19 protein-coding genes and 3 pseudogenes are annotated in these 24368 nt (G+C 65.3%); 20 read left to right on the forward strand and 2 right to left on the reverse strand.

Features of this window, described 5'->3' with window-relative positions:
* The first annotated feature begins 36 nt into the window (after window positions 1–36).
* From HNS03_RS13410 to HNS03_RS13480, 15 genes are all read left to right on the forward strand, one after another.
* Complete coding sequence (locus tag HNS03_RS13410; RefSeq protein WP_367196008.1) at window positions 37–972, forward strand: polysaccharide deacetylase family protein; 936 nt, start codon at window positions 37–39, stop codon at window positions 970–972.
* Window positions 969–2492: an amidohydrolase family protein gene (locus HNS03_RS13415; protein ID WP_367196009.1), complete on the forward strand. Its 1524-nt coding sequence runs from the start codon at window positions 969–971 to the stop codon at window positions 2490–2492. The genes HNS03_RS13410 and HNS03_RS13415 overlap by 4 nt, the downstream gene beginning before the upstream one ends.
* Window positions 2489–2998 (forward strand): flavin reductase family protein, encoded by a 510-nt coding sequence (locus HNS03_RS13420; RefSeq protein WP_367196010.1) that lies wholly within the window; start codon window positions 2489–2491, stop codon window positions 2996–2998. Before HNS03_RS13415 ends, HNS03_RS13420 begins: the two co-directional genes overlap by 4 nt.
* Window positions 2995–3720, forward strand: a complete 726-nt coding sequence (locus HNS03_RS13425; protein WP_367196011.1) for an Asp/Glu/hydantoin racemase — start codon at window positions 2995–2997, stop codon at window positions 3718–3720. Before HNS03_RS13420 ends, HNS03_RS13425 begins: the two co-directional genes overlap by 4 nt.
* A gap of 32 nt (window positions 3721–3752) precedes the next feature.
* On the forward strand, window positions 3753–4649 hold the full coding sequence (locus tag HNS03_RS13430) for a polysaccharide deacetylase (RefSeq protein ID WP_367196012.1): 897 nt from the start codon (window positions 3753–3755) through the stop codon (window positions 4647–4649).
* 82 nt (window positions 4650–4731) lie between these two features.
* Window positions 4732–4986: a hypothetical protein gene (locus HNS03_RS13435; RefSeq protein ID WP_367196013.1), complete on the forward strand. Its 255-nt coding sequence runs from the start codon at window positions 4732–4734 to the stop codon at window positions 4984–4986.
* A complete protein-coding gene (locus HNS03_RS13440) occupies window positions 4983–6017 on the forward strand; it encodes a GTP-binding protein (RefSeq protein ID WP_367196014.1) in 1035 nt (344 codons plus the stop codon). Before HNS03_RS13435 ends, HNS03_RS13440 begins: the two co-directional genes overlap by 4 nt.
* Complete coding sequence (locus HNS03_RS13445) at window positions 6014–7495, forward strand: SidA/IucD/PvdA family monooxygenase (RefSeq protein ID WP_367196015.1); 1482 nt, start codon at window positions 6014–6016, stop codon at window positions 7493–7495. Before HNS03_RS13440 ends, HNS03_RS13445 begins: the two co-directional genes overlap by 4 nt.
* Before the next feature lie 9 nt (window positions 7496–7504).
* Window positions 7505–8518 carry a hypothetical protein gene (locus HNS03_RS13450; RefSeq protein ID WP_367196016.1) on the forward strand — a complete coding sequence of 338 codons (1014 nt, stop codon included), beginning with the start codon at window positions 7505–7507 and terminating at the stop codon, window positions 8516–8518.
* A gap of 14 nt (window positions 8519–8532) precedes the next feature.
* Window positions 8533–9507, forward strand: a complete 975-nt coding sequence (locus HNS03_RS13455; protein WP_367196017.1) for a hypothetical protein — start codon at window positions 8533–8535, stop codon at window positions 9505–9507.
* 31 nt (window positions 9508–9538) lie between these two features.
* A complete protein-coding gene (locus HNS03_RS13460) occupies window positions 9539–10879 on the forward strand; it encodes an 8-oxoguanine deaminase (RefSeq protein WP_367196018.1) in 1341 nt (446 codons plus the stop codon).
* A gap of 515 nt (window positions 10880–11394) precedes the next feature.
* On the forward strand, window positions 11395–12387 hold the full coding sequence (locus HNS03_RS13465) for an ABC transporter substrate-binding protein (protein WP_367196019.1): 993 nt from the start codon (window positions 11395–11397) through the stop codon (window positions 12385–12387).
* Between the two features lie 5 nt (window positions 12388–12392).
* On the forward strand, window positions 12393–13226 hold the full coding sequence (locus tag HNS03_RS13470; protein ID WP_367196020.1) for an ABC transporter ATP-binding protein: 834 nt from the start codon (window positions 12393–12395) through the stop codon (window positions 13224–13226).
* Window positions 13223–14764 (forward strand): ABC transporter permease, encoded by a 1542-nt coding sequence (locus HNS03_RS13475; protein ID WP_367196021.1) that lies wholly within the window; start codon window positions 13223–13225, stop codon window positions 14762–14764. The genes HNS03_RS13470 and HNS03_RS13475 overlap by 4 nt, the downstream gene beginning before the upstream one ends.
* A 53-nt stretch (window positions 14765–14817) precedes the next feature.
* Entirely contained in the window at window positions 14818–16233 is a 1416-nt protein-coding gene (locus HNS03_RS13480) for an amidase (RefSeq protein ID WP_367196022.1), read from the forward strand.
* A gap of 147 nt (window positions 16234–16380) precedes the next feature.
* Here HNS03_RS13480 and HNS03_RS13485 read toward each other — a convergent pair.
* Both HNS03_RS13485 and HNS03_RS13490 read right to left on the reverse strand, forming a co-directional pair.
* Window positions 16381–17136 (reverse strand): annotated as a pseudogene (locus HNS03_RS13485) (IS5 family transposase).
* Between the two features lie 195 nt (window positions 17137–17331).
* Window positions 17332–17895: pseudogene (locus HNS03_RS13490) on the reverse strand (IS110 family transposase); the annotation flags it as partial.
* A 99-nt stretch (window positions 17896–17994) separates the two neighbouring features.
* Here HNS03_RS13490 and HNS03_RS13495 point away from each other — a divergent pair.
* The 5 genes and pseudogenes from HNS03_RS13495 to HNS03_RS13515 all read left to right on the forward strand — a co-directional run.
* Window positions 17995–18441 (forward strand): annotated as a pseudogene (locus tag HNS03_RS13495) (IS481 family transposase); the annotation flags it as partial.
* A 473-nt stretch (window positions 18442–18914) separates the two neighbouring features.
* Window positions 18915–20582 (forward strand): ABC1 kinase family protein, encoded by a 1668-nt coding sequence (locus HNS03_RS13500; protein ID WP_367196023.1) that lies wholly within the window; start codon window positions 18915–18917, stop codon window positions 20580–20582.
* Between the two features lie 547 nt (window positions 20583–21129).
* Window positions 21130–21948: a GntR family transcriptional regulator gene (locus HNS03_RS13505; RefSeq protein WP_367196024.1), complete on the forward strand. Its 819-nt coding sequence runs from the start codon at window positions 21130–21132 to the stop codon at window positions 21946–21948.
* A gap of 183 nt (window positions 21949–22131) precedes the next feature.
* Entirely contained in the window at window positions 22132–23304 is a 1173-nt protein-coding gene (locus HNS03_RS13510; RefSeq protein WP_367196025.1) for an ABC transporter substrate-binding protein, read from the forward strand.
* A 37-nt stretch (window positions 23305–23341) separates the two neighbouring features.
* Entirely contained in the window at window positions 23342–24295 is a 954-nt protein-coding gene (locus tag HNS03_RS13515) for a hypothetical protein (RefSeq protein ID WP_367196026.1), read from the forward strand.
* The last annotated feature ends 73 nt before the right edge of the window (window positions 24296–24368 follow it).

A 24368-nucleotide genomic window follows, 5' to 3' on the forward strand; every position in this document is an offset into this window, starting at 1 on the left:
CGTTGCCGAGGCGCTTGGACCTTTGACGGCGGCCTCATGAGACCGGTCGCAGACGGCGTCCGCGATTTCGTTGGCTACGGGCCGACGCCGCCGGACCCGCACTGGCCGGGTGGCGCGCGGCTGGCACTGGTGATCGTCCTCAACGTGGAGGAGGGGGCCGAGCCCTCGATTCCCGACGGCGATTCGGTGACCGAGATCGCACTCACCGACGGGGTCGCCGGTGAGGTTGCACCCGGAACCCGCGATTTCGTGGCCGAAAGCCTGTTCGAGTACGGCTCCCGGGTCGGGTTCTGGCGGATCGCGGAGCTGTTTTCGGAGCGCGGCGTGCCGCTGACGGCGAACGTTTGCGCCCAGGCGCTTGCCCGCAATCCGGCGATCGCGGCAGCAATCCACGAATCCGATATGGATCTCTGCTGCCATGGCGACCGGTTCGAGCGCCACGCGCTTCTGGACGAGGCGGAGGAATGGGCGGCGATTGCCCGGGCGGTGGCCGGCATCGAGTCCGCCGTCGGCCGGCGCCCGGTCGGTTGGCAGAGCCGCTACACGCCGAGCGCGCGCACCCGGGCGCTGCTCGCCGAGCATGGCGGCTTTCTCTACGATTCCGACAGCTACGCCGACGACCTGCCGTTCTGGGTGTCGGTCGAAGGCGCGCCGCATCTGGTCGTGCCGCACTCCTTCACCAACAACGACAACCGGCTCGCGAGCGCCAAGCTCGGCACCGGCGTCGACTGGTTCGAACATCTGGCGGCTGCCTTCCGGGTGCTCCATGCCGAGGGCGCGCGCCGGCCGCGAATGATGACCGTCAGCCTGCACGCCCGCGTCTCCGGCCAGCCGGCCCGCTTCGAAGGGCTGCAGCGTTTCCTCGATCTGGTCGCCGCCCACGACGACGTCTGGTGCGCCGGCCGCTCCGAGGTCGCCCGCCACTGGATCGCCACCCATCCGGCCTTCCTCAGCGCGGGAGGCGGCGCATGACCGTGGGCCTGGACCTTCTTCTCCGCGATGGCCTGGTCGTCGACCCGGAGAGCGGCACGGCGGAGCGCCGCGACCTGCTGCTGTCCGACGGGAAAATCGCCTCCGTCGGCGCGCCCGGAACGTTTTCCGCGCCTCAGGCCGAGGTGATCGATGCCGCCCGGCGGCTGGTCCTGCCCGCCTTCGTCAACAGCCACACCCATGGCCATGCCAGCCTGATGAAAGGGGCGGCGGACCGGTGGACGCTGGAAGCCTCGCTGACCAACGGGCCCTGGCTCGGCGGCGCGCGCGATCCCGAAACGATCTATCTCTCCACGCTCCTGACCGCCGTCGACCTCCTCTCCAAGGGCTGCACCGCCTGCTACGACCTGGTCTACCAGTTCCCGAGCCCGACACCGGAAGGCTTCGCGGCGGTCGCCCAGGCCTATACCGATGCCGGCATTAAGGCGGTGCTGGCGCCGATGGTCGCCGACAGGAGCCTCTATCAGGCGATCCCGGGGCTGATGGAGGCCCTGCCGTCGGAGCTTCGGGCCGAGGTCTCCGGCGCCGCACTCGACGGGGACGCGGTGATTGCGGCCGTGCGCGACGTGGTGTCCGGCAAGGACAGCCTGCCGGTCGGCATTTCGTTCGCGGTCGCGCCGACGATCCCGCACCATTGCTCGGAACGTTTCCTGATGGCATGCGTGGCGATCGCGGAGGATAACGGCCTGCCGCTGCACATGCATGTCGCGGAGTCGCGCCTGCAGGTCGTCGCGGCCTACGAGCTCTACGGGTCGTCGCCGGTGGCCTATCTGGAGCGCCTCGGCGTGCTCAGGCCCGGCTTCACCGCCGCCCACGGCGTCTGGCTGGACGAGGCCGATCTCGACCAGCTCGCTGCCCATGGCTGCGCCATCGCGCACATTCCGGCGAGCAACCTCCGGCTCGGCTCCGGCTTCGCCCGGCTGAGGCCGATGCTGGAGCGCGGCATCACGGTCGGGCTTGCGACCGACGGCTCCAACTCCTCCGACGCGCTCTCCATGCCGATGGCGGTGCGGCTCGCCTCCTATGGCGCGCGCCTGTTCGCCGGCTCCCGCGACGACTGGCCGAGCGCGGCGGAGGTGCTGCGGCTTGCAACCGCGGGCGGGGCGGATCTGATGGGCATTGCGGGCGCCCGGATCCGGCCCGGTGCCCCGGCGGACCTTGTGCTGTTCGACCTCGACCATGTCGATTTCCTGCCGCTCACCGATCCGGTCAACCAACTCGTCACGGCGGCCGATTCCGCCTCCATTCGGATGGTGATCGCCGACGGCCGGATCGCGGTCAGCGACGGCCGGGTGCTGACCGTCGACACCTCCGACTTGGCGGACCGGCTCGACGCGGCAATTGGCCGGCTCGGCCCGGCCCTTGCATCGGCCAAGGCGCTGGCGGCGCGGCTGGAGCCGCACGTGGTGGCCTTTGCCGAGGGGAAGGCAAGTGTACCGCTGCCGATCGAGCGCTTCATCGTCGAGGGCGCCGGCAACCAGAGTTTCGGAGGCACGGCATGAGCGCGACCGACACCCGTCTCGACCCGGTCGATCTCCGCCGCGCCTGCGGCCAGTTCGCGACCGGCGTCGCCGTCGTCGCCACCCGCTCCGGCGGGCGGCCGATTGGCATGACCATCAACTCCTTCGCCTCGGTCTCGCTGGAGCCGCCGCTGGTGCTGTGGAGCCTGCGCAATTCTGCGCACTCGCGCACCGCGTTTGCGCGCGCAGACGGGTTTTCCATCTCGATTCTCGCCGCGCCGCAGATCGATCTCGCCCGCCGTTTCGCCGGCAGCCACGACGATCCGTTCGAAGGCGTCGCCATCGAAACGTCCTCCGGACTGCCGCTGATCTCCGGCGCGCTCGCCCATCTCGTCTGCGAAACCCGGAGGATCCACGACGGCGGCGACCACCAGATCCTGGTCGGAGAAGTCACGGATCTCGCCGTTTTCGGCGGCGAGCCGTTGGTGTTCGTCGCCGGCCGGTTCGCCACCGGCCTCAGCCATCTCGAGCCTGTTGGAGCCAAATGACCAAGATGATCCGCATCGGCCACATCACGCCGTCCTCCAACACTGCGCTCGAGCCGCTGACCTATCAGATGAACCGGCCGTACGACAGCAAGGTGAGCCACCATTTTTCGCGCACCGGCGTGACGCACCTCGCGCTTGCGCAAAGCTCCGAGGCGCAGTTCCAGATCGAGCCGATGCTGGCGGCCGCCCGGCTGCTCGCCGACGCCCCACTCGACCTCCTGGTCTGGAACGGCACCTCGGCAAGCTGGCGCGGGCTGGCCAACGACGAGGCGCTGTGCGCGGCGATCACCAAGGAGACTGGGGTCCCGGCCACCACCTCTACCATCGGCTTCTACGCCGCCTTCCAGGCCTTCGGTTGGAGCCGGATCGGCCTGGCGCTGCCCTATACGGCGGACGTTTCGGCCGAGATCGAAGCCGAATATGTCCGCCGGGGCTACACCGTCACCGCTAATGCCTGCCTGGGCCTGCGGGAAAATCGCGACATCGGCGCCGCCGACCCGGAAGCGATCCGCGACGTCCTGCGCCGCGCGGCTGCGGGCAATCCGGACTGCATCGCGGTCGTCTGCACCAACTTCAACGCCACCGAGTTGGTCGACGAGATGGAGGCGGAGCTCGGCGTTCCGATCGTGGACTCCATCGCCGTCACGCTGTGGCAGACGCTGCGGGAGGTAGGGGTCGAGGTGCGGATTCCCGGCTGGGGCCGGGTGCTTTCGGGCGCGTAAGCGCGACTTCGGCGAGCAAGAGGAGGGCCGGCATGGCCAAGGAGTTCTTTGTTGCCTACGGCATCGACGTCGACGCGGTTGCCGGCTGGATCGGCACCTATGGCGGCGAGGACAGCCCCTGCGACATCTCCCGCGGCGTGTTCGCCGGCCGGGTCGGCTCGCCGCGCCTGTTGCGGATGTTCGAGCGCTTCGGGATCAAGACCACCTGGTTCATCCCGGGCCACTCCATCGAGACCTTTCCCGAGGAGATGAAGGCCGTCGCCGAGGCCGGTCACGAGATCGGCATGCACGGCTACTCCCACGAAAATCCGATGATCATGACGCCGGAGCAGGAAACGGCGGTGCTCGACAAGTCGATCGAGCTGATCACGGCGCTTCAGGGAAAGCCGCCGGTGGGCTATGTCGCGCCTTGGTGGGAGTTCAGCGCCGACACCGTCGATCTCCTGATTGAGCGCGGGATCGTCTACGACCATAGCCAGATGCACAACGACTTCTTCCCCTACTACGTGCCCAAGGGGGAGAGCTGGACCAAGGTCGACTACGGCCAGACGGCCGAGAGCTGGATGAAGCCGCTCGTCCACGGGGCCGAGAGCGATCTCGTGGAGATCCCGGCCTCCTGGTATCTCGATGACCTGCCGCCGATGATGTTCATGAAGGCCTCGCCGAACAGCCACGGCTTCGTCAATCCGCGCGACATCGAGGAGCTGTGGCGCGACCAGTTCGACTGGGTCTACCGGGAATACGACTACGCCGTCTTCCCGATCACCATCCATCCCGACGTCTCCGGCCGGCCCCAGGTGCTCGCCATGCACGAGCGCCTGTTCGAGCATATGGCGCGCCACCCCGGCGTGAAATTCGTCACCTGCGAAGAGATGGCCCAGGACTTCCTGACCCGCTTCCCAAAGGGAAGTGCCGGGCCCAGGCCCTGATCGGCGGACAGGCAGGCAGGTCACGACCATGTGCGGCTTTTGCGGATCTTTCTCCGGCCAGCATCATTGGAGCGGTGCGGCCGTGTCGGGTGATCGCCCGACACGGGCCCGCGTTCGCCTCGCCGCTAGGGCGGGGCAGGTGGCCGCGCTCGCCGGTGTCCGGCTGTCGGCCTGGGGCGAGGGGTTCCAGGTCGCCGGCCGCACCGGACGCCGCGAGCTGGCGTTGGATCTCGCCGAGGCCTGGCGCGCCGCCGACCGTCTCGGCACGGCGATCGATCCGCTGGACGAGGCCTTGCTGACCCGGCTTGCCGGCGAGACCGGGAAGGCCAGGCCATGACCGGTCTGCGCGCGCCCGTCCGCGTCGATGTGCTGACCGGCTTCCTGGGGGCCGGCAAGACCAGCCTGTTGCGCCGGCTGATTGCGGCCGGTGCGCTGCCGAACACCGTGTTCCTGGTCAACGAGGCGGCGGACTTTCCGCTCGACGAGCGGCTGATCGGCGCGATTGCCGGCGAAGCGGGCGTGGCCGCCGGTGCGGTGGATGCGCTGGCCGGGCGTTGCGTGTGCTGCGCCGTCGACAGTGAGCTGCGCGAGGGGCTGATGGCGCTTGTGAGCGCCCGAGGGGCGGGCACGCTGCCGGCGTTCGACCGGGTGGTGGTGGAGACCTCCGGCATGGCCGACCCGACCCCGATCGGGGCGACCATCGAGGCCGACCCCGTTCTCAAGCCGCGCTTCCGGTTCGGCTCGGTGGTCGCCCTCGCCGACGGCTTGAACCTGGCCGACACGCTCGATACCGAAGCGGAGGCGCTGGACCAGCTTATCGCCGCCGACCGCATCCTTCTGACCAAGGCCGATCTCGCCGGGCCTGACGTTATCGACAGGGCCTGCGCGACGATCGCGGCGGTCAATCCGTTCGTCCCCATCCTAGCGGTCGATCCCAAGCAACCGCCTGCCGATCCCTGGCAGGGCATGGCACACCACCACGCGGCCGCCGGGAAACCGCACGCCCATAGCCACCGCCACAGCCTGACCGCCTTTGTCGTGCGCTGGCCGGACCCGGTGGACTGGGCGACGTTTTCGACCTGGCTGTCGCTGCTTCTGCACCGCCACGGCGACAAGATCCTGCGCCTGAAAGGGCTGATCCGGGTCGCCGGAGAAGCGGCGGCCGAACCGGTCGTGGTCCAGGCGGTGCGCCATCTGGTCTACCCGCCCGAGCATCTGCGGGCGGGCGTGGCCGACGATCTTTCCGGCGCCGAACTCGCGGTGATCGCCCGCGGGATCGACGCAGACCGTCTTGCGCGCTCCTTTGCCGCCTTCATGGGGCTGTCGGGGACCGAGGCGGCGGCGCAATTGGAGGTGCTGAGCGCATGAGCGTCCCGATCCCGTCGCCTGCGGACCGTCCGCGCGGCCTGGCCGCGCTGGAACAGCGCGCCCGCTTCGAACTCGACTGTCTCGCCTATCCGGCGCGCGACTGGGTGCCGCCGCGTACCTATCAGGGCGCGCCGGTCCACGATGCCGTCGTCGTCGGCGGCGGCCAGAGCGGGGTGACGATCGCCTTCCGCCTGAAGCGCGAGGGTGTCGCCAACGTCCGGGTGCTGGACCGCAACCCCGCCGGTCTGGAAGGGCCGTGGGTAACGTTTGCCCGGATGCACACCCTGCGCACGCCGAAAACGGTGACCGGCCCGGACCTCGGCGTTGCCAGCCTGACCGTCCGGGCCTGGTGGGAGGCGCAGCACGGCGCCCGCTCTTGGGACGAACTCGGCAAGATCCCGCGCGAAGCTTGGCACGACTATCTGATGTGGGTGCGGCGTGTGGCCGGCATCAATCTCACCAACAAGGCCGAGGTCACCGACATTGAGCCGCTCGAAAACGGGCTGTTCGCCGTCGGTGCGACGATCGACGGGCGCGGCGAAACGCTGATCGCCCGCAACGTCGTGCTCGCGACGGGGATCGAAGGCTGCGGCACCTGGAGCGTTCCGCCGATGATCGCCGACGCCCTGCCGCGCGCATCCTATGCACACACCGCAGACGCGATCGATTTTGCCGCCCTTGCCGGCAAACGCGTCGCGGTGCTGGGTGCGGGTGCGTCAGCGTTCGACAACGCGGCAATGGCGCTGGAGGCCGGGGCCGCCTCGGTGGACCTGTTCGCCCGGCGCCGGGAGATGCCGACGGCGAACCCCAACCGCTGGATGGAATTTGCGGGCTTCCTGCGCCATTTCGGCGATCTGGACGATGGCCGCAAATGGCGCTTCATGAAGCGCATCTTCGACGTCAACCAGCCGCCGCCCCAGGACACCTTCGAGCGCTGTGCCTGGTTCGCCGATTTCGCGCTGCATCTCGGGGCGCCGCTTGAGGAGGTCGCGCCGAACGCGGGGGGTGGGGTGCGCCTGACCGTGCCGGGCGCCACCCATGACGTGGATTTCCTGATCGTCGGAACCGGCTTTGCCGTCGACCTGGCGCGCCGGCCGGAGCTTGCCCGTTTTGCCGGGGAGATCGCGCTCTGGCGTGACAAGTATCAGCCGCCGGCAGGCGAGGCGCATGCCGTGCTGTCGGGCTTTCCCTATCTCGGCGACCGCTTTCAGTTCACCGAGAAGGAGCCCGGCTCAGCGCCATTCCTGAAGAACGTCTTCTCCTACACCTTTGCCGCCATGCCGAGCCTGGCGGGGTCCGCCGGCATCTCCGCGCTGAAATTCGGCTCGGAGCGGCTGACCTTTGGCGTCACCCGCAATCTCTTCGTGGAGGACGCCGACGCCCATCTGGCCGCGCTGCTGGCCTACGACGAGCCGGAACTCGATGTGGCCGCCGCCTACCGGCGGGTCGTACCCGCCGATGCACTTTCCGACAGCTGAAGGTAGCCCATGATCACCGTCGACGATCGCGCCCGGCGCATCCGCGAATCCGCGCACAAGATCCAGAAGCCGTTCGAGCTGGACGAAACGCTGTGCCTCTACAGCCCCCAGGACAACGTGGATTCGCTCGCCCATCCGCGGATCGCCGAGTGGCTGGAGTTCGTCGAAACAAAGTACGAGCCGGACCTGCCGGAGGCGGAGCGCCGGGTGCTGCTGTTCCTGCCGTGCACCAAGACCAAGCCCTATCCGTTCTCCTCCGAGCACCAGGCGATCAACAAGCGGCTTCTGGCGGAAGGCTTTCGACCGACCGGCGAGCTGTCGTTGCCGCCTGAACTGGTCGACCGGCTCGGCGACGACATGCCGAAGGACGTCCTGAACCTGGCCATCCTCTCCGACGGCAAGGGCACCATCATCCACCGGATGATCATTTCCGAGCCGATGGCGGTGGTGCCCTACGAGCACATCGTGAGCTTCAACGGCAAAGCCTCGCCCGCGACTGCCTACGACGATCCCGGCCTGTTTGAAAATCGCGGCAACGCGGTGTCGCCGTGGCGCGCCGATTCCACCGCCGAGCAGATCTCCGCCAGCCGCTGGCGCTGGGGCCCGGAGGAAAAGCGCGCCTATGTCGCCATGCACAACGCCATGGCGGAGGGCATCGCCAAGGTCGTCGGCCGCATCGGCGAACGCTACACCGACATCGTCTCCTGGGTGGCGCCGGGCCTGACCCATCGCTCGTTCGTGCTCGCGAAGGGCGAGCGGTCGGCCAACAAGGTCGCCGCGCGCCGCAAGGTGGGCGACGAGTTCCTGGCACTCGCCGGGGCCAACGACACGCTCGGCCCTGACGGGGCGATCGAGTGCCTGCCGACGCTGGAGCAGTGCCGCGACGCGATCGAGCGGCTTGCCACCCGCCTCGGCTCCGACATCGAGCACGCCACCGCCGTCTATGCCCGGGGCGGGGCCAACGCCACGCCGCTGGCGCTGCCGGAACTCCTTGACGTGCTCGTCGCCCGCATCAAACGCTGATTGAGAAGAAAATTATGGCTCCGCTTCCGCTTTCCATCGGCGTCAGCGACACCGATCGCACCCGCCCGCTTGCGACCGGCGAGGTGGCGATCGCCGACGTCGATGCGACGGTCACCTTCATGGGCGTGCAGGCGCTGTTCAACAAGCAGCTTTCCGAGCACACCTTCGACTGCTGCGAGTTTCCGCTCGGGACCTATCTGCGCACGCTGGAGCGGGCGGACCGGCCCTATCTGGCGATCCCGATCTTTCCCTCCCGCCACTTCCGCTTCTCCAGCGTGTTCGTGAATACCGGCAAAGGGATTTCCCGGCCGGCCGATCTCGCCGGCAGGCGGATCGGGATTCCGGTGTTCGATATGGCCGCGGCGGTCTGGCTGCGCGGCATCTTCGAGGATTTCCACGAGCTGCCGCGCACCGCGCCGATCTATGTCGCCGGCGGACTGGAGGAGGCCCGCACCGGCGACGAGCACCCGCAGTTCTATCCCGACCGCTTCCGCCACGAGGAGCGCACCGACAAGGGGCTGGCCGAGCTTCTGGCCGAGGGCGCGATCGATGCGCTCTATACCGCGCGCGCCCCCAGCACCTGGGACGGCGTCGCAGTGGAGCGGCTGTTTCCCCATCCGATGCCGGTGGAGCAGGCCTACTACCGCAAGACCGGCATCTTTCCGGCCATGCACGTGCTGGCGATCAAACGGCCGATCGCGGAGGCGAATCCCGGCGTGGTCCGCTCCCTGTTCGTCGCTTTCGCCAAGGCCCAGTCGATCGCGCGGGCGAACCTCGCCGACGCGGCCGCGCTCGCCACCATGTTGCCCTGGCAACTGGAGAGCCTGCGCACCGCCGAAGCCGTGCTGGGCAAGGACTACTGGCCGGTGGGCGTGTCGAAGAACCGGCCGATGCTGGAGGCCGCGATCCGCTACATGCGCGCCGACGGCCTGATCGAAATCGCGTTCTCGGTCGAGGACCTGTTCAGCGCCGACATGCTCGACACCTGACCGTACCGCCGGCATTTCGAGGATCAATCCCATGCGAACCTGGCTGCGCGATCCGATCGCGATCTTGGCCGACGACGCCCCCAACGGGATCGTGGTGGAGGACGGCATGATCGCCGAACTGGTCGGTCCCGACGGGCCGGCTGCGCCGTGCGAGACCGTGTTCGACGCCAGCCGGCACGTGATCCTGCCGGGGCTCGTCAACACCCACCATCACTTCTTCCAAACGCTGACCCGCGCCCATCCCAACGCGATCAACAAGGAGCTGTTTCCCTGGTTGAAATCGCTCTATCCGATCTGGGCGAGCAACCTGAACCGGGACAACTTCCGCCTCGCCGTGCGGCTGGCGCTGACCGAGCTCCTGATGTCGGGCTGCACCACGGCGTCGGATCATCTGTTCGTGTTTCCCTCCGACATGCCGGACGCCGTCGACATCGAGGCGGAGGAGGCGGCGGCGCTGGGGATCCGGATCGGCCTCACTCGCGGGGTGATCAATCTCGGCACCCAGAGCGGCGGCATTGCCGACGAGCGGCTGATGCAGGACGACGACGCGGTGCTCGCCGACTGCGAACGGGTGCTGGCGCGCTACCATGACCCCTCCGAGGGTTCGTTCAGCACGATCGCGCTCGCCCCGTGCGCGCCGTTCAACGTCACCAAGGAGATTATGGCGGCGACGGCGGAGCTGGCCGCGCGTCATGACTGCCGGCTGCACACCCATCTGGGCGAGACCCACGACGAGGACGCCTTCTGCCTGGCCCATTTCGGCTGCCGCCCGCTGGACTATCTGGAAGAGGTGGGCTGGATGAGCGACCGGGTCTGGCTCGCCCACGGCATCCATTTCGACGACGGCGAGATCGCGCGCATCGGTAAGCACGGCATCGGGATCTGCCACTGCCCGACCTCCAACATGGTGCTCGCCTCCGGCCAGTGCCGGACCAAGGAGCTGGAGGCCGCCGGTGCGGTGGTCGGGCTCGGCGTGGACGGCTCGGCCTCCAACGACAACTCCAACCTGATGGAAAGCGTGCGCCATGCCCTGATGCTGGGGCGGCTGACCTACGGCGCCGCCGCAGTGACCCATTTCGATGCGCTACGCTGGGCGAGCGAAGGCTCCGCGCGCTGCCTGGGGCGCAGCGACATCGGCCGCATCGCCGTCGGGATGCAAGCGGACCTGGCGCTCTTCACCCTCGACGAGCTGCGCTTTTCCGGGGCGGGCGATCCGCTCGCTGCCTTGGTCTTGTGCGGTGCCCATGCCGCCGACCGGGTCATGATCGCCGGCGCCTGGAGGGTGGTGGACGGCCGACCGGTGACGGTGGACGTGGCGCGCCTGCGCGCCGAGCACGGGGCGGCGGCCCGCCAGTTCCTGAAAGCGGTCTAGAGCATTTTCAGGCGAAGTGGAAACCGATTCGCCGTCCGGAAATGCGTCAAAACAAGCGGTTAGAGCCGTTTGGCGCTTCGACGAAAAGCGAAACGGCTCTAGATCATTGCTTTTTGTGATGAAAACGACGGCGCATGCTGGAGGCATCTGCCCACCAGAAGGACAGCCTGACGTTCTGCCATGACCGAAATCTGAGCGAACACGTCTGGCACGGACTTTGCTTTGAACTTCCTCGGCGACGATGAACCGTAAAATCGGGTCGGCCTCGGGGACATCTGGCAGCTCTCGCCCGGCATCTGTCGGACCGATCGAGGGCGATCCATCGCACCGCGTGGTCTGGAGCAGATTTTCGGAAACATGGACCCTGATTTTCCGTCCGTTTCCCGCTCCAAACCGGTTGCGCCGCGCGCCCGGCCGGATGCGCCTCCCCCATTTCCCAGTCCCGCTTCGCCCGGACCGGCTCCCGGTCTGGTGCGACCCGATCTTTTGTCTCCGATCGCAAGAGGAGCCTGACGATGACGACTTCCTTGACCCGGCGTGCGTTCAACCTCGGACTAATGGGCGCAGGCGCGGCCGCAGCGACCGCCGGGACGTTGGGCTTCCCGAGGCCCGCCCGGGCCATGAGCGAGCTGACCTTCCAGGCGATCTGGCTCAACGACCCGGAATTCCTGGGCTACATGATCGCGATCGAGAACGGCCTCTACGAGAAGGCCGGGCTCAAGGTAAACTATCTCCCCGGCGGGCCGAACCTGGTCCCGGTCGGATCACTCTTGTCGGGCAAGTCCGACATCGCGCTTACCAACATGCTGTCGGTCGGCAAGGCCGTTGTGGAGAAGGGCGCGCCGTTCAAGGTGATCGGCACCCAGTACCAGAAGAGCCCGATGGGCTTCATCAGCCTGGAAGGGACCGGCATCAAGGGTCCGAAGGACCTGGTCGGCAAGACGCTGGCCGTCTCCACCCTGGCGAGCTCCTCCGTCGCCGCCTTCCTGAAGCTGAACGAGATCAGCAAGGACGAGGTCAAGATCGTTCCCTACACCTTCAACCCGTCGGCGCTGATCAACGGCGAGGTCGACGCGGTGGTCGACTTCGTGACCCAGACCCCGTTTCTGGTCGAACAGGCGTCGGGCAAGAAGGCCGCCTACTTTCTGCTCTACGACTACGGGCTGGAGTTCTACATCGACCTGATTACCGTCTCCGAGGAGACGCTGGCCAACCGCCGCGATGATCTCATCGCCTTCCTGAAGGCGAGTAAGGAGGGCTGGGCGGAGAACTTCAAGGATCCGGAAAAGTACGTGAAGGCCTACCACGACACCTGGTTCAAGGGCACCGGTAGCACGATCGAGGCGGAGCTCTACTTCAACAAGGTGCAGGAAGACCTGATGATGCATCCGGACGGGCTCTACACGATGACCGAAGAGGGCATCGAGCGGAACATCAAGTCACTCGCGCTCCTGGGGGTCGATGCCAGCCCGGACCTGTTCGACACCTCGGTGCTCAAAGAACTTTAAGCGTCATGAACAGCCTGGATATGCCCCAGGCGGCCGCCGTCCGGCTCGGGAGTTCCGCTCCTGAGCCGGCGGACGTGGCCGTCGACCACATCAGTAAGATTTTCGACGGCGCCCAAGGCAAGCTGACGGCGCTCGATGCCGTCTCGCTCAAGGTCCAGCGTGGCGCGTTTACGGCGATCATCGGCCCGTCGGGATGCGGCAAGTCGACCTTGTTGCGCCTTGTCGCCGGGCTCGAGGACCCGACCCTCGGCGCGGTCTATGTCCGCGGCGGCGACCCGAAGGACTTCCGCGCCAAGGGCGAGCTCGGCATCGCGTTCCAGGACCCCGCGCTCCTGCCCTGGCGCTCGGTGTTCAAGAACATCGCGCTGCCGCTGCAGGTGCTCGGCCGCTCGGTGCGCGACCAGACGGACACCATCGACGAGCTGATCGAGCTAGTCGGGCTCGCCGGCCATCGCGACTCGCTGCCCGGTCAGCTCTCCGGTGGCATGCGCCAGCGCGTGGCGATCGCGCGTTCGCTGATGACCGATCCCTCCGTCCTGCTCCTGGACGAGCCGTTCGGCGCGCTCGACCAGATACTGCGCCGCGCCATGAATTTGGAGCTGCAGCGTATCTGGATGCAGCGCCAGACCACCACGCTGCTCGTCACCCATGGCATCGACGAGGCGGTCTTCCTCGCCGACGAGGTGGTCGTGATGCAGGCAAAGCCCGGCCGGATCGCGGAGATCGTGCCGGTTCCGTTTGCGCGTCCGCGCGATCCCGCGCTGATGTCGACGCCGGAGTTCCACGCGTTGTGCGACCGGCTCGGTGCGATCCTCTACGGCGATGCGGGGGACGCATGAGCCGCCATCTGCGCAGCCTGGCGATCGCAGTCCTGGTGCTCGGCGTCTGGGAGTTCGTCGGCCGGCTTCCGGTCGACGGCGTGCGGATCTTTCCCGCGCCGACGGCGATCGTTGCCGACATGATCGCCAACTGGGACCTCTATCTCAGCCACATCCTGATGACGCTGCAGAATGCGGCGATTGGGTTTACGGTCGGCAATTCGGTCGCGATCGTCGCTGCGATCGTGTTCGCCCGCTTTCCGCTGGTCGAAGGCCTGTTTCACGGCGTCAACGTCACGCTGTTCGCGGTGCCGATGATCGTGGTGGGTCCGGTGCTGGTGCTGGTGCTCGATGCCGGCATGCCGCAGATCGTGCTGTCCGCGCTGATCGTCTATTTCCCGACCATGGCGTCCATGCTGGTGGGCCTGCGTGATGTCGATCCGCGCCTGCGCGACCTGATCTGCGCCTATGGCGGCGGGGAGGGCACCATCCTGCGCTTCGTGCGGCTGCGCGGCTCGCTGCCGAGCCTGTTCGCCGGCTTGAAGGTCGCGGCCTCGCTGTCGGTCCTGGGCGCGATCCTGGGCGAGTTCGGGTCCGGCGAGCGCTGGGGGCTGGGCACCTTCCTGCTCGGCTCGCTAGGCCAGGCCAATGCGGCCCGGCTGTGGGGCATTGCCGTGTGTGCCGCCGGGCTCGCCATGCTCGGCTACGGCCTCCTGTCGCTGATCGGCGCCCGCATCCTGGGCGGCTCGGCACCGGTGACGGTGGCGGCGAGCCGGCTGCCGGATCATCTCTCCCGCGAGCCGCGCCCGCTGGCGCAGCGCCTGGCGCTGGTCGCCGCAGCGATCGCGCTGCCGTTCGTGCTGTGGAGCGTGATCCTGATGGCGACCGGGCTGAACCCGATCATCGCGCCCGGCCCGATCGAATCCTTCCACTACATGTTCCTGGGGCCGCAGGCAGACTGGGCCCGGGACACGCTGCTGGAGGCGCTGGCCAGCACGGTTCCGATCGCAGCGCTCGGCTTCGCTGCCGGGCTGGGGGCGGCCTTCGTGCTCGCCTCGCTGACGGTGCTGGTGCCGCGCACGTCGAAGGCGCTGATGCCGGTGGCGCTCCTATTGCAGAGCACGCCGCTGGTGGCGCTCGCTCCGATCCTGCTCCTGATCTTCGGTCGCGATCTCGCCGCCGCGGTGACCATGGCGGTGCTGGTGGTGTTCTTCCCGGCGTTCGTGCTCCTGTCGCAAGGCTTCGCGCTGGTGCCGAAGGCGGCGCTGGAGGTGGTGGAGGCCTATGGTGGCGGCCGGCTGAAGCGGCTCGTCTTCATCTCCATCCCCTATTCGACCAGCTACTTGTTCGCTGCCGCCAAGCTGGTGGCCCCGCGTGCACTCTTGGGCGTGATGGTGGCCGAATGGCTGCTCACCGGGACCGGGCTCGGCAACCTGCTCGACTTCTCTCGCGCCAATCTCGACTACGGAATGGTCTGGTGCGGGGCGGTCGCAAGCGTGCTGGTCGCGGTGATCGCCTACCAGGTGATCTCCGTGATGGAGCGGCTCACCGTCCGCTGATCCTCGGCGATCCTGCCTCCCAATTTCACACCCAAGAACAAAGGCGCGTGCCCATGAGCAGTCTGCCCACGGAACTCTGGAAGTGGGACGCGGTCGACGTGGCCGCCGGTGTCCGCGCAGGTACGGTTTCCGCGCGCGAGGTGACTGAGGCGGTGCTTGCCCGCATCGAGGCGGTCAATCCGAAGCTGAACGCGGTCGTGGATGTCTTGACCGAAGAGGCGCTCGCCGCCGCCGATGCGGCCGATCGGGCGGTGCGCTCCGGCCAGCCGCTCGGCGTCATGCACGGCGTACCGGTCACCACCAAGCTCAACGCCGACCAGGCCGGCACCTCCAACTCCAGCGGCGTGGAGGCCTTTAAGGATCGGATCGCCGATGCCGACAATCCGGCGATCGAGAACCTACGGCGCGCCGGCGCCATCATCGTCGGACGCACCAACACACCGCCCTTCTGCCTGCGTTGGATGACGGAGAACGACGTCTACGGCCGGACCTACAATCCCTGGTCTAAGGAGCATGTTCCGGGCGGATCGACCGGCGGCGGCTCATCGGCGCTTGCCGCCGGCATGGGCGCGATCGCCCAGGGGAGCGACAATGGCGGCTCGGTGCGCTATCCGGCCTTCTGCACCGGTGTGACCGGACTGCGGCCGACGCCGGGGCGGATCCCCTACTACAACCCGTCCCAGTTCGAGCGGCCGCTTTCCATGCAGTTGATCGCAGTGCCCGGACCGCTCGCGCGCCGGGTGGCGGACCTGCGCATCGGCTTCGAGGCGATGGTCGCGCCCGATCCGCGCGACCCATTCCACATTCCGATGCCGGTGAGCAATGCGCCGCCGCCGCGGCCGCTGAAGGTCGCGATCTCGCTCGATCCGACCGGGGACGGGGTGGAGCCGTCGGTCGCCAAGGCGCTGGAGCGGACGGCGGAGATCCTCACCGATGCCGGCTTCCAGGTCGCCACCCCGAAGATGCCGGACATCGTAGAGGCGGCGGAACTCTGGGACGAGATCTGCCAGGGCGAAGGCGGAATGGTGTTTGCGGAGATGGTGTCCAAGCTCGCCGACCAGCCGATGAAGGAGGCGATGGGCTTCATGATGGCCCGCATGCCGTCGTTCGAGCCCGGCGAGTATCACGCGCTCTACACCAAGCGCGCGACCTTGATGCGGCAATGGTCGATGTTCCTGGCGGAGTATCCGATCCTGATCACGCCGGTTTCGACCCGCGCGCAGTTCATCCACGGCGAGGACATCTGGAGCCAGGAGGCTAACGATCTGTCCTACCGCGTGCAGTCGACGTTGACGGCCTTCGCGCTTATCGGACTGCCGGGCGTGTCGGTGCCGACCGGGGTAGAGGACGGCCTGCCGACGGGCGTACTGGTCATGGCGCCGCGCTTCCGGGAGGATCTGGCGCTGGGCGTGGCGGAGATCATCGAGGCCAACTGCCCGATGGACACCCCGATCGATCCGAGGTTCTGAGGGGGAGAATTTATCGCTCACGCCAAGCTCGCTTCGCGAATGACTCTGCGGAGGCGGACTGACCGCCGGCGCGCGGTCGCGCGTTGGCTTTCGGAAATCCGACCGAAATCCGACGTTAGATCGTTTCATAGGCTCAGGACTCATTGATCAGAGCCAGAAGATGAGGGCAGCTGCGATGCAGATTGCTGAGAAGAAGGTGTGGGCGCAGCGGTCGTAGCGGGTTGCGATGCGCCGCCAGTCCTTGAGCTTGGCGAACTGGTTCTCGACCTTGTGGCGTTGCCGGTAGAGGGTGGCGTCGTGAGCGTAGGGGATGTTGCGGCTTCGGCTTGACGGGATGCAGGGCTCGATGCCTCGGGCCTGGAGTTCGGTGCGGAACCAGGTGCTGTCGTAGCCGCGATCGGCGATCAGGTGAGAGGCCGGCGGCAAGGCGGCGAGCACGAGGCGCGCGCCCTTATGGTTGCTCATCTGGCCTTCCGACAACAGCAGGATGATCGGCCGGCCCTCGCCGTCACAGACGGCATGGAGCTTGGAGTTCAGCCCGCCTTTCGTTCGCCCGATACGACGGGGAACATCCTCTTTTTAAGCAGGCTCGCCGCGGTGCGGTGGGCCCTTCAGATGCGTCGCATCGATCATGATGCGCTCCGGCTTGGGCCCTTCGCCGGCGAGAGCAGCGAAGATGCGATCGAAGACGCCCATCCTGCTCCATCGGATGAACCGGTTGTAAAGCGTCTTGTGCGGGCCGTAGCCGGACGGTGCGTCCTTCCACTGCAGGCCGTTGCGGATCACGTAGACGATGCCGCTCACCACGCGCCGGTCGTCAATCCGAGGCACCCCGTGTGCCAGCGGAAAATGCGGCGATATCCGCGCCATCTGGCGCTCGCTCAACAGAAACAAATCACCCATCACCATCTCCTCTATCGAAGACCGTGAACGTATGGCCCGCCCCGTCTGCAAAGGGGTATCTGAAGATTGCTCTGTTCAGTCTGCGTCAACGTATCCGGTCTCGGGATCGTGCCCCGGCCAAGATGGAGATCCGCGCAGCCCGGTCCTCATAATCACACCGGTCTCAATCGACCGTTCAATGGTCCAGGTTTCCAGGCGCCACTCCGCCCGCAAGTCTTCGATCAACAGGCGCATGCGCGGTGACAATCGGGGATCATCCTCGTCGGCAAACACCGTCAGCTGCGCCTCCAACTGCTTCCTTCCCTTTGGGGCTACAATCCCGCGCTCCAGCAACAATGCGCGGAGGTGATTGATCAGCGCCGTGCGTTCCGTCACCAGGCGCGAGCGCCCCCGATGCAGCGCCTGGATGTCCGATTGCGCCTCGCTCTTGACCGGCACGAACCGCATCGTCGGCCGCGTCGCGGCTTCAGCGATCGCCTCGGCATCACGGTCGTCGTTCTTGTTGGCCTTCACGTAGGGGCGGACATATTCCGGAGACATCAGCCGGACCTCGTGGCCGCACGCCGAGAACAGTCGACCCAGATGGTGAGCTCCGCAGCACGCCTCCATCGCGACGATGCAGATCGGCAATGCCTCGACAAAAGCAGGCACCGCGTCGCGACGCATACGCCGCCGAAGAATCACTCCGCCAGTCGCATCAAACCCAACCAGGCTGCACGAGTTCTTGCCCAAATCGATCCCGAGTACGACGATGTCCATCGGTCCGCTCCTCTCTCAATCCAAACTAATAGGTCCTGAGACTAGGTGTTTGATCTCGGGTTTTGATGGTGCCGTCTTCTCGCGAGAGTGGGGGATGCACTGGGACAGGTTCTGCACGGGTGCGCCACGACGACAGAGGCGGTCCGTCGAGCAATACAGAATAGTGAAGAGCATCTGAGGGCGCTTTCGAAGCGCTGCGGCATCAACCAGAAGACGGTCGCAAAGTGGAAGAAGTGGACCTCGGTTGCCGATCTACCGACTGGGCCGAAGGAAGCCTGTTCGAGCGTGTTGTCTGTGGAGGAAGAGGCGATCGTCGTCGCCTTCCGAAAACACACGTTGCTGCCGCTCGAGGACTGTTTCTACGCACTCCAGCCGACGATCCCGCACATGACGCGGTCTTCCTTGCATCGCTGTCTGCAACGGCATGGCATCAGACGGCTGCCCGACCTTGCAGGCGACAAGGAAGCGAAGAAAACGTTCAAGGCCTATCCGATCGGCTATTTCCACATTGACATTGCCCAGGTCCGGACCGTCGAGGGAAAGCTGTAGCTCTTCCTCGCCATCGACAGGACCTCGAAGTTCGCCTTCGCGCGCCTCGGCTTGACTTACGTCGTACGAGCTGTCCGGAAGAGGACCTTCAGATTTAACGTGACGCAGAGTGAAAAACGATCACCGGAGGCGACACGAATGGTTTTGAGATCAGCCATGCCCGGCGGACCGCTATGGAACCGGCGGTAACATTCGCTGTGAGATCCGTAACGGTGCCGGATCGGCACTGCAGCGATGCGTAAGGCCGGTCCAGAAATCGAGGATGCAATGGAGCATGTTGCTGAGGCTTTGCAGCTGGCGATCGGGGGGACCGGTTGAGGCGTTGTGTTTCCAGAGAACGATTTGAACCGCGCAACAGGTGATGTGCCGGCGCTTGACCGGCTCTATATCGAGATGATGCATACGTTCGCTGGAGGGATCATGCCTAGAGAACAATCATCGAGTCCCGATGAAACGAAAAAGGACACCTGATGTCGGTGGGTCTCTCCTTTGCGGCTCATGATTTACGGCGGCTGACCGAAATTGCGGGTATCCTGATCGCGCACGGTTTCGGCGATCTGGTACGCCAACTTGGGGTCGACAAGCTGGTCGGCGGCATCAGAAAGGCGACGCATCAAAATCAGGGCGTTGTGGATCATAGCCTGGCCCCGGAAGAGCGTCTGCGCCTCGCGCTCGAAGAGTTGGGTCCAACCTTCGTCAAATTGGGTCAGATCCTGTCCACACGCGCTGATATGCTGTCCCCAGCCTATATTGCGGAACTTGGCAATCTTCGGGACAAGGTACACACGCTCGAGTGGACAGAGTTGACCGTTGAGGTAGAAGCCGCGTTTGGCGGCTCTCTGGCTGAGGAATTTGATGCGGTTGACACGACACCGGTGGCCGCCGGATCGATCGCACAGGTGCACCGGGCAAGACTGAAAACCGGTGAAGAGGTGGTGTTAAAGATTCGCCGTCCCGGCATTGTCCCGGTGATCGAGGCCGACCTGCGCCTGATCAGGCGGCTGGCCGTGCTGGCCGAGGCGAAGGGGCTGGGCCGGTTCCGGCCAGTCGAAATCGCCACCGAATTCGACCGTTCTCTGCGCAGCGAACTTGATCTGGCCAACGAATGTCGGAATGCCGACCGGGTAGCGGCGAATTTTGCCGACGACCCTTACATTCGCATTCCCACTGTCCATTGGCAGTGGAGCCGCGAGAACATGAACGTCCAAGAATATATAATCGGCATCCCAGGCAGCAACTTGGTGGAGGTTCGGGCTGCGGGGTTGGACCAGAAGGTGTTGGCGCGGCGAGGAGCCGATGCAGTGCTGAAGATGATGTTCATCGACCGTTTCTATCACGCTGATCCTCATCCGGGTAATGTCATTTACCTTACGGCCAGCGAAATCGCTTTCATTGATTTCGGTATGGTCGGTCAGTTGACACAGCAGCGCCGGGACGAAGTGGTCGATCTGTTGTTCGGTGTGGTTGGTAAGCGTGCCGACAAGGTAGCGGATATTCTGTTGCGCTGGGCCGGAACTGAGAATGGAGACAATGTACGACTAGCTGCCGAAGTCGAAAGATTTATTGACAGAGTGCATGGCGTGCCGCTTGGGCAGTTGCATCTGTCGGAAATAATCGCTGACTTAATCGCGGTAATGCGTGAGCATCGCTTGGCCTTGCCGTATGATCTGACGATGCTGATCAAGGCATTTATCTCGCTTGAAGGCATGGGGCGCGAGCTTGATCCGACGTTCGATATGGTCGGTGCTGCACAGCCATTTTTGGAAGATCTTGTCTGGCAGCGCCATTCACCGCGCGAACTGGCGCGCCGGGCGCGTGAGGGGCTCACAGATGGATTTGGCCTGATGGCGGATCTGCCAGGAGATTTGCGTAAGCTGCTCGATGGTGCGCAGACTGGTCGACTGAAGCTGCATATCGAGCTTGATCAGGGGGAGCGGTATCTTCGGCGACTCGACCGTCTGATGGCACGACTGACGATGGGGATCGTGATCGCGGCACTGACTATTGGATCATCCATCGTGATGGCGGTTTCCGGCGACGAACTCTCCATCGGGATTTCGATTTTTGCGTTGCTTGGCTTTTTTGCTGCAGTGCTCGGCGGAGTTTGGCTGCTTTGGGCGATCTGGCGAGGCGGATGAACCTAGCCGTGCATTCGCATCGCCCGTCGTAGCTTGGATTACAGCGCCTCAATGGCATTCGTCGGATACAGGATGGGACGCTCGCTCTCGGAAGGCCGCAAAGACGCGCGCGATATTTTTCCAGTCCACCCGACGGCCACCACACTCAGCATGTGAATGAAGCCCAAGATCATGCGCGGGTTTCCGGCCCTCCGTGCTCAGGGCCGGCTCTTCCGCACGTGGGGCGAGATCGCCGCCCATGCCTCATTGTGATCCACTTCGACCGTGAATCACGAAAGTGTTGTCACTTCAATAGGTTGGAAGAGTTCAGGGCCTATTCGCCTGCGGCCTCGTCGTGGCTGTTCTCGCGCGGTCAACGTGCGAGCGCGATGGGACTTCCAAGCCCGCAAAGGGCCTCGGCCAAGCGTTGCGGTGGGCTCTGTCTTCCCGACACAGCACCCATTCTATGGGCCCCTCCTGGAAACGAAAACGCGCTGCGTAAAATTTAGTCTTGCCTATATATAGGAATGTATGGACTATCATACATATGAAGATGCAGGCGGGATCGATGACCACGGCGCTGCCAAGCCCTCTCGACTATGCTGGAGACTGGAACAGTCGGCCGCTCGATCGTTCCTCGCCTCTGCCGCTCTACGCGCAGATCAAACAGCGCCTCGTCGCCATGCTGCTGACGTTCGACCGGCCCGACGGGCGCTTCTTTTCTGATGAGCAGCTCTGCGAGATGTTCGGTGTCAGTCGCGACACGGTCCGACAGGCGGTTTCGGAACTTGTGCAAGAGGGGCTGCTGACGCGTTCGCGCGGACTCGGCACCTTCGTCGCCGCGCCGAAGGTCGAGGAGCGGTTCGATCCCGAGATGGATTTCCTGCGCCAGTGGGCCGACCACGGGACGCCGATGCAGTCGACCCTTTTGGTTTTCGAGCGGGTTGGCGCCGACGCGACCGTTGCAGCGCAGCTTGAGATCGAGCCCGGCGCACCGATCCTGTTCATCAAGCGCGTGCGTTCAGCGGCGAACGTGCCGGTCGCCCTCGACTATCGCTACCTCCCGGATGATCTGACGGCCGATTGGACGGAAGCCAGCGCAGAGGGCTCTCCGTTGCATCTGCTGTGGCAGCAAGTCGATTTGAAGAACGGTGATTTCGCCATCGATGCGGGCATCGCCGGGGCGGAGGAGGCGGAATATCTCCAGCTTCCGATCGGCGCGCCCGTCCTCATCCGCACCTTGCGCTATCGCTCCAGCGAAGGGCGGCTCGCCATGGCCGGCCACACCGTCCATCGCGCCGATATGGCCCGGTACACGCTCACTATTCCGCTGTCCCGCGATCGCGGCTTCGGAGGCATCAACACCAGCACCGTGCATCGAGACTAAGACGAAATACTGACAAAAGGGAACAGGCCTTCCGTCTACGTTCTGATCCAACTCTCTGGAATATAAAGAAACTTCCGGATCCAGGAGTTGGACGGCGTCCCGGCCGCCGGACTGGTGCGGCGAGCCTTGACATTGAACCACCAGCCCGAGGAGCCGGAGGGGGCTCCTTCGAAAGGAGGCGATATGACCATCGCACGACGCGAATTTCTCCAACTCGCTTCGGGGGCCGCGTTGGCGCTCGCGGCTGCCCGTCCAGCCTTCGCCGCAACCGGCAAGCCGATCAAGGTGGGATCGATCCTTTCGGTCACCGGCCCCGCGGCCTTCCTCGGCGAGGATATGAAAGCCGGCTTGGAACTCGCGATCGAGGAGCTCAACGCCAAGGGCGGGATGGCCGGACGGCCGGTCGAGTGGACCTTCTATGACGCGGAAAGCCAGACCCAGAAGGCGATTTCCGCCACGCGCCGTCTTATTAGTCAGGACGAAGTCGATGTGATCGTCAGCGGCGGCAACATGAGCGGGATCGCACTCGCCATGGCGCCTCTGGCAGAGGCCGCGAAAGTGCCCTTCGTCTCCAGCGAGGGCGCGATGGCAATCGTAAACCCCGTCGACGAGCGCAAATGGGTTTTCAAGGCGACTGTCGACGATTCCGATGTTCTTCAGCGCATCGCCGACTACTGCGAAAAGAAGGGCATCAAAAAGGTTGCCTTTCTGTCCGATACCAGCGGGTTCGGACAGGGTGCGAAAACGCAAATGGAGATCGTCGCGCCGCAACGCGGCCTTGAGGTGGTTTACGAGTCCTTCGCCCCGTCCGATACCGACATGATGGCGCAGCTCACCCGCATTCGCGACAGCGGAGCCGACGCGATCATCTGCTGGACGGTTACGCCCGCCGGCGTTGTGTTCCTCAAGCAGGCCATGCAGCTTGGCCTCGACAAGCGCACGCTAATCCACAGCTATGGCTTCGTCTCCGCTAAGTATATGGAGCTTGCCGGTGCTGCGGCTGAGCCGCTTTTGCTTGCTAGCTTGAAGATGCCTGTCGGAGATCAGCTTCCCAACAGCGACCCGCTGAAGGCCGGAATTCTGAAATTCTATCGCGATTACGAAGCCCGCTTCGGCCATCCGCCGAGCCTTTATGCGGCGGAGTCCTATGACGCAGCGATGCTCGCGGACCAGGCCCTCATTAAGGTCGACGCCGACCCGCATCGCCTGCCCGAAGGGCTTGAAAGCGTGACCGGCTACGCGGGTCTCAGCGGAGTGTTCAACTTCTCCCCCGAACGCCACTCCGGCCTGTCGAAGGACGACATCGTCCTGATCAACTGGCGCGATGGTCGCTTCCATCTCGCCGACTATGCCTGACCAATAGCAAATACAATCCTCCAGGAGGCAAGACACTATGGCCCTATCGCGCGACATGTCGATGGAGCAGGCCGTGGAGATGGTGGAGACCCTTCTCGACGGTCCAGAAAGCCGGTTCCCGCTGTCCTTTAACTCCGATCTCCCGCGCATCCGCGAGCTGTTCCACACCGCCACGCGCAGCCAGTGGGATCCGCAGAAGGACATCGACTGGGACAAGCTCGATCCCGACGCTTACACTCAAGAGCAGCGCGATGCCGCGCGTCTCTACTGGAGCCGGCGAGCGTGGTCGGAATATGGGGCGATCTCCGAAAGCCCGGCGCTGCAGGTTCGCTTCGGCGTGGAGAAGCGGCCGTCCGACATGCAGCTCTTCTTCACCATCCGCTCGCAAGAGGAGGCGCGGCACGCCGAGGTGTGCCATGCAATGGCTGAACGGCTCGGCGGCTACGTTGAGAAGCCGGTCGAGGAGCTGTTCCAAGGTTCGGTCTCGACGCACGGCGTGCGTCGCGCCGCACTGAGTGCCGACATCCCGCTGGAAGGCATCATCGCCGCGCTCGTCTGCACGGCGGAAGAGATCGCGTTCGACGTCTTCAAGCATCTCGACCGAGTCACCCGGGATCCCGTGGCGAAGCAGATCGTGCGTTTTATCATGCGCGACGAATCCCGCCACTGTGCCTTCGGCTGGTATTTCCTCGAAGCGATTTGCGACACGCTCGATAACGAGCAGAAGAAGATGATTGAGGACTCCGTCGTTACTATGATGGAGAAGGTTGAACTTAACGGCTACCACAGCGCCTGGCTCGCTCCGCCCAATCCGGCATCAAATGCCGAGGTCGAGGCCGACCGGATCACCTATGAGGCAGGCCTTGGCGCCACCGTGGAGGAGGCCGAAAAGCCGGTCTTCATCGCCACTGTGCAGCGCATTCGCGACCAGATGCGCCCGCTCGGGATCAACTTGCCACCCTTCAGCCATCCCAAGCTCGGGACGATTTGAGATGGATACGGCGGTCCAGACACGGCCTTCTCCGCTGAAGCTATTCGTAGAGCGTCGCTTTCCTCTCGAAATG

The sequence above is a fragment of the Amorphus sp. 3PC139-8 genome (genome assembly GCF_040750475.1).
Lineage (GTDB): Bacteria > Pseudomonadota > Alphaproteobacteria > Rhizobiales > Amorphaceae > Amorphus.

What these genes read in the sequence shown, in the direction of transcription:
- HNS03_RS13480 (WP_367196022.1), top strand. Translation starts at nt 14,818, where the DNA reads ATGAGCAGTCTGCCCACGGAACTCTGGAAGTGGGACGCGGTCGACGTG.
- HNS03_RS13470 (WP_367196020.1), top strand. Translation starts at nt 12,393, where the DNA reads ATGAACAGCCTGGATATGCCCCAGGCGGCCGCCGTCCGGCTCGGGAGT.
- HNS03_RS13430 (WP_367196012.1), top strand. Translation starts at nt 3,753, where the DNA reads ATGGCCAAGGAGTTCTTTGTTGCCTACGGCATCGACGTCGACGCGGTT.
- HNS03_RS13450 (WP_367196016.1), top strand. Translation starts at nt 7,505, where the DNA reads ATGATCACCGTCGACGATCGCGCCCGGCGCATCCGCGAATCCGCGCAC.
- HNS03_RS13465 (WP_367196019.1), top strand. Translation starts at nt 11,395, where the DNA reads ATGACGACTTCCTTGACCCGGCGTGCGTTCAACCTCGGACTAATGGGC.
- HNS03_RS13475 (WP_367196021.1), top strand. Translation starts at nt 13,223, where the DNA reads ATGAGCCGCCATCTGCGCAGCCTGGCGATCGCAGTCCTGGTGCTCGGC.
- HNS03_RS13515 (WP_367196026.1), top strand. Translation starts at nt 23,342, where the DNA reads ATGGCCCTATCGCGCGACATGTCGATGGAGCAGGCCGTGGAGATGGTG.
- HNS03_RS13445 (WP_367196015.1), top strand. Translation starts at nt 6,014, where the DNA reads ATGAGCGTCCCGATCCCGTCGCCTGCGGACCGTCCGCGCGGCCTGGCC.
- HNS03_RS13455 (WP_367196017.1), top strand. Translation starts at nt 8,533, where the DNA reads ATGGCTCCGCTTCCGCTTTCCATCGGCGTCAGCGACACCGATCGCACC.
- HNS03_RS13500 (WP_367196023.1), top strand. Translation starts at nt 18,915, where the DNA reads ATGTCGGTGGGTCTCTCCTTTGCGGCTCATGATTTACGGCGGCTGACC.
- HNS03_RS13440 (WP_367196014.1), top strand. Translation starts at nt 4,983, where the DNA reads ATGACCGGTCTGCGCGCGCCCGTCCGCGTCGATGTGCTGACCGGCTTC.
- HNS03_RS13505 (WP_367196024.1), top strand. Translation starts at nt 21,130, where the DNA reads ATGACCACGGCGCTGCCAAGCCCTCTCGACTATGCTGGAGACTGGAAC.
- HNS03_RS13510 (WP_367196025.1), top strand. Translation starts at nt 22,132, where the DNA reads ATGACCATCGCACGACGCGAATTTCTCCAACTCGCTTCGGGGGCCGCG.
- HNS03_RS13420 (WP_367196010.1), top strand. Translation starts at nt 2,489, where the DNA reads ATGAGCGCGACCGACACCCGTCTCGACCCGGTCGATCTCCGCCGCGCC.
- HNS03_RS13460 (WP_367196018.1), top strand. Translation starts at nt 9,539, where the DNA reads ATGCGAACCTGGCTGCGCGATCCGATCGCGATCTTGGCCGACGACGCC.
- HNS03_RS13425 (WP_367196011.1), top strand. Translation starts at nt 2,995, where the DNA reads ATGACCAAGATGATCCGCATCGGCCACATCACGCCGTCCTCCAACACT.
- HNS03_RS13410 (WP_367196008.1), top strand. Translation starts at nt 37, where the DNA reads ATGAGACCGGTCGCAGACGGCGTCCGCGATTTCGTTGGCTACGGGCCG.
- HNS03_RS13415 (WP_367196009.1), top strand. Translation starts at nt 969, where the DNA reads ATGACCGTGGGCCTGGACCTTCTTCTCCGCGATGGCCTGGTCGTCGAC.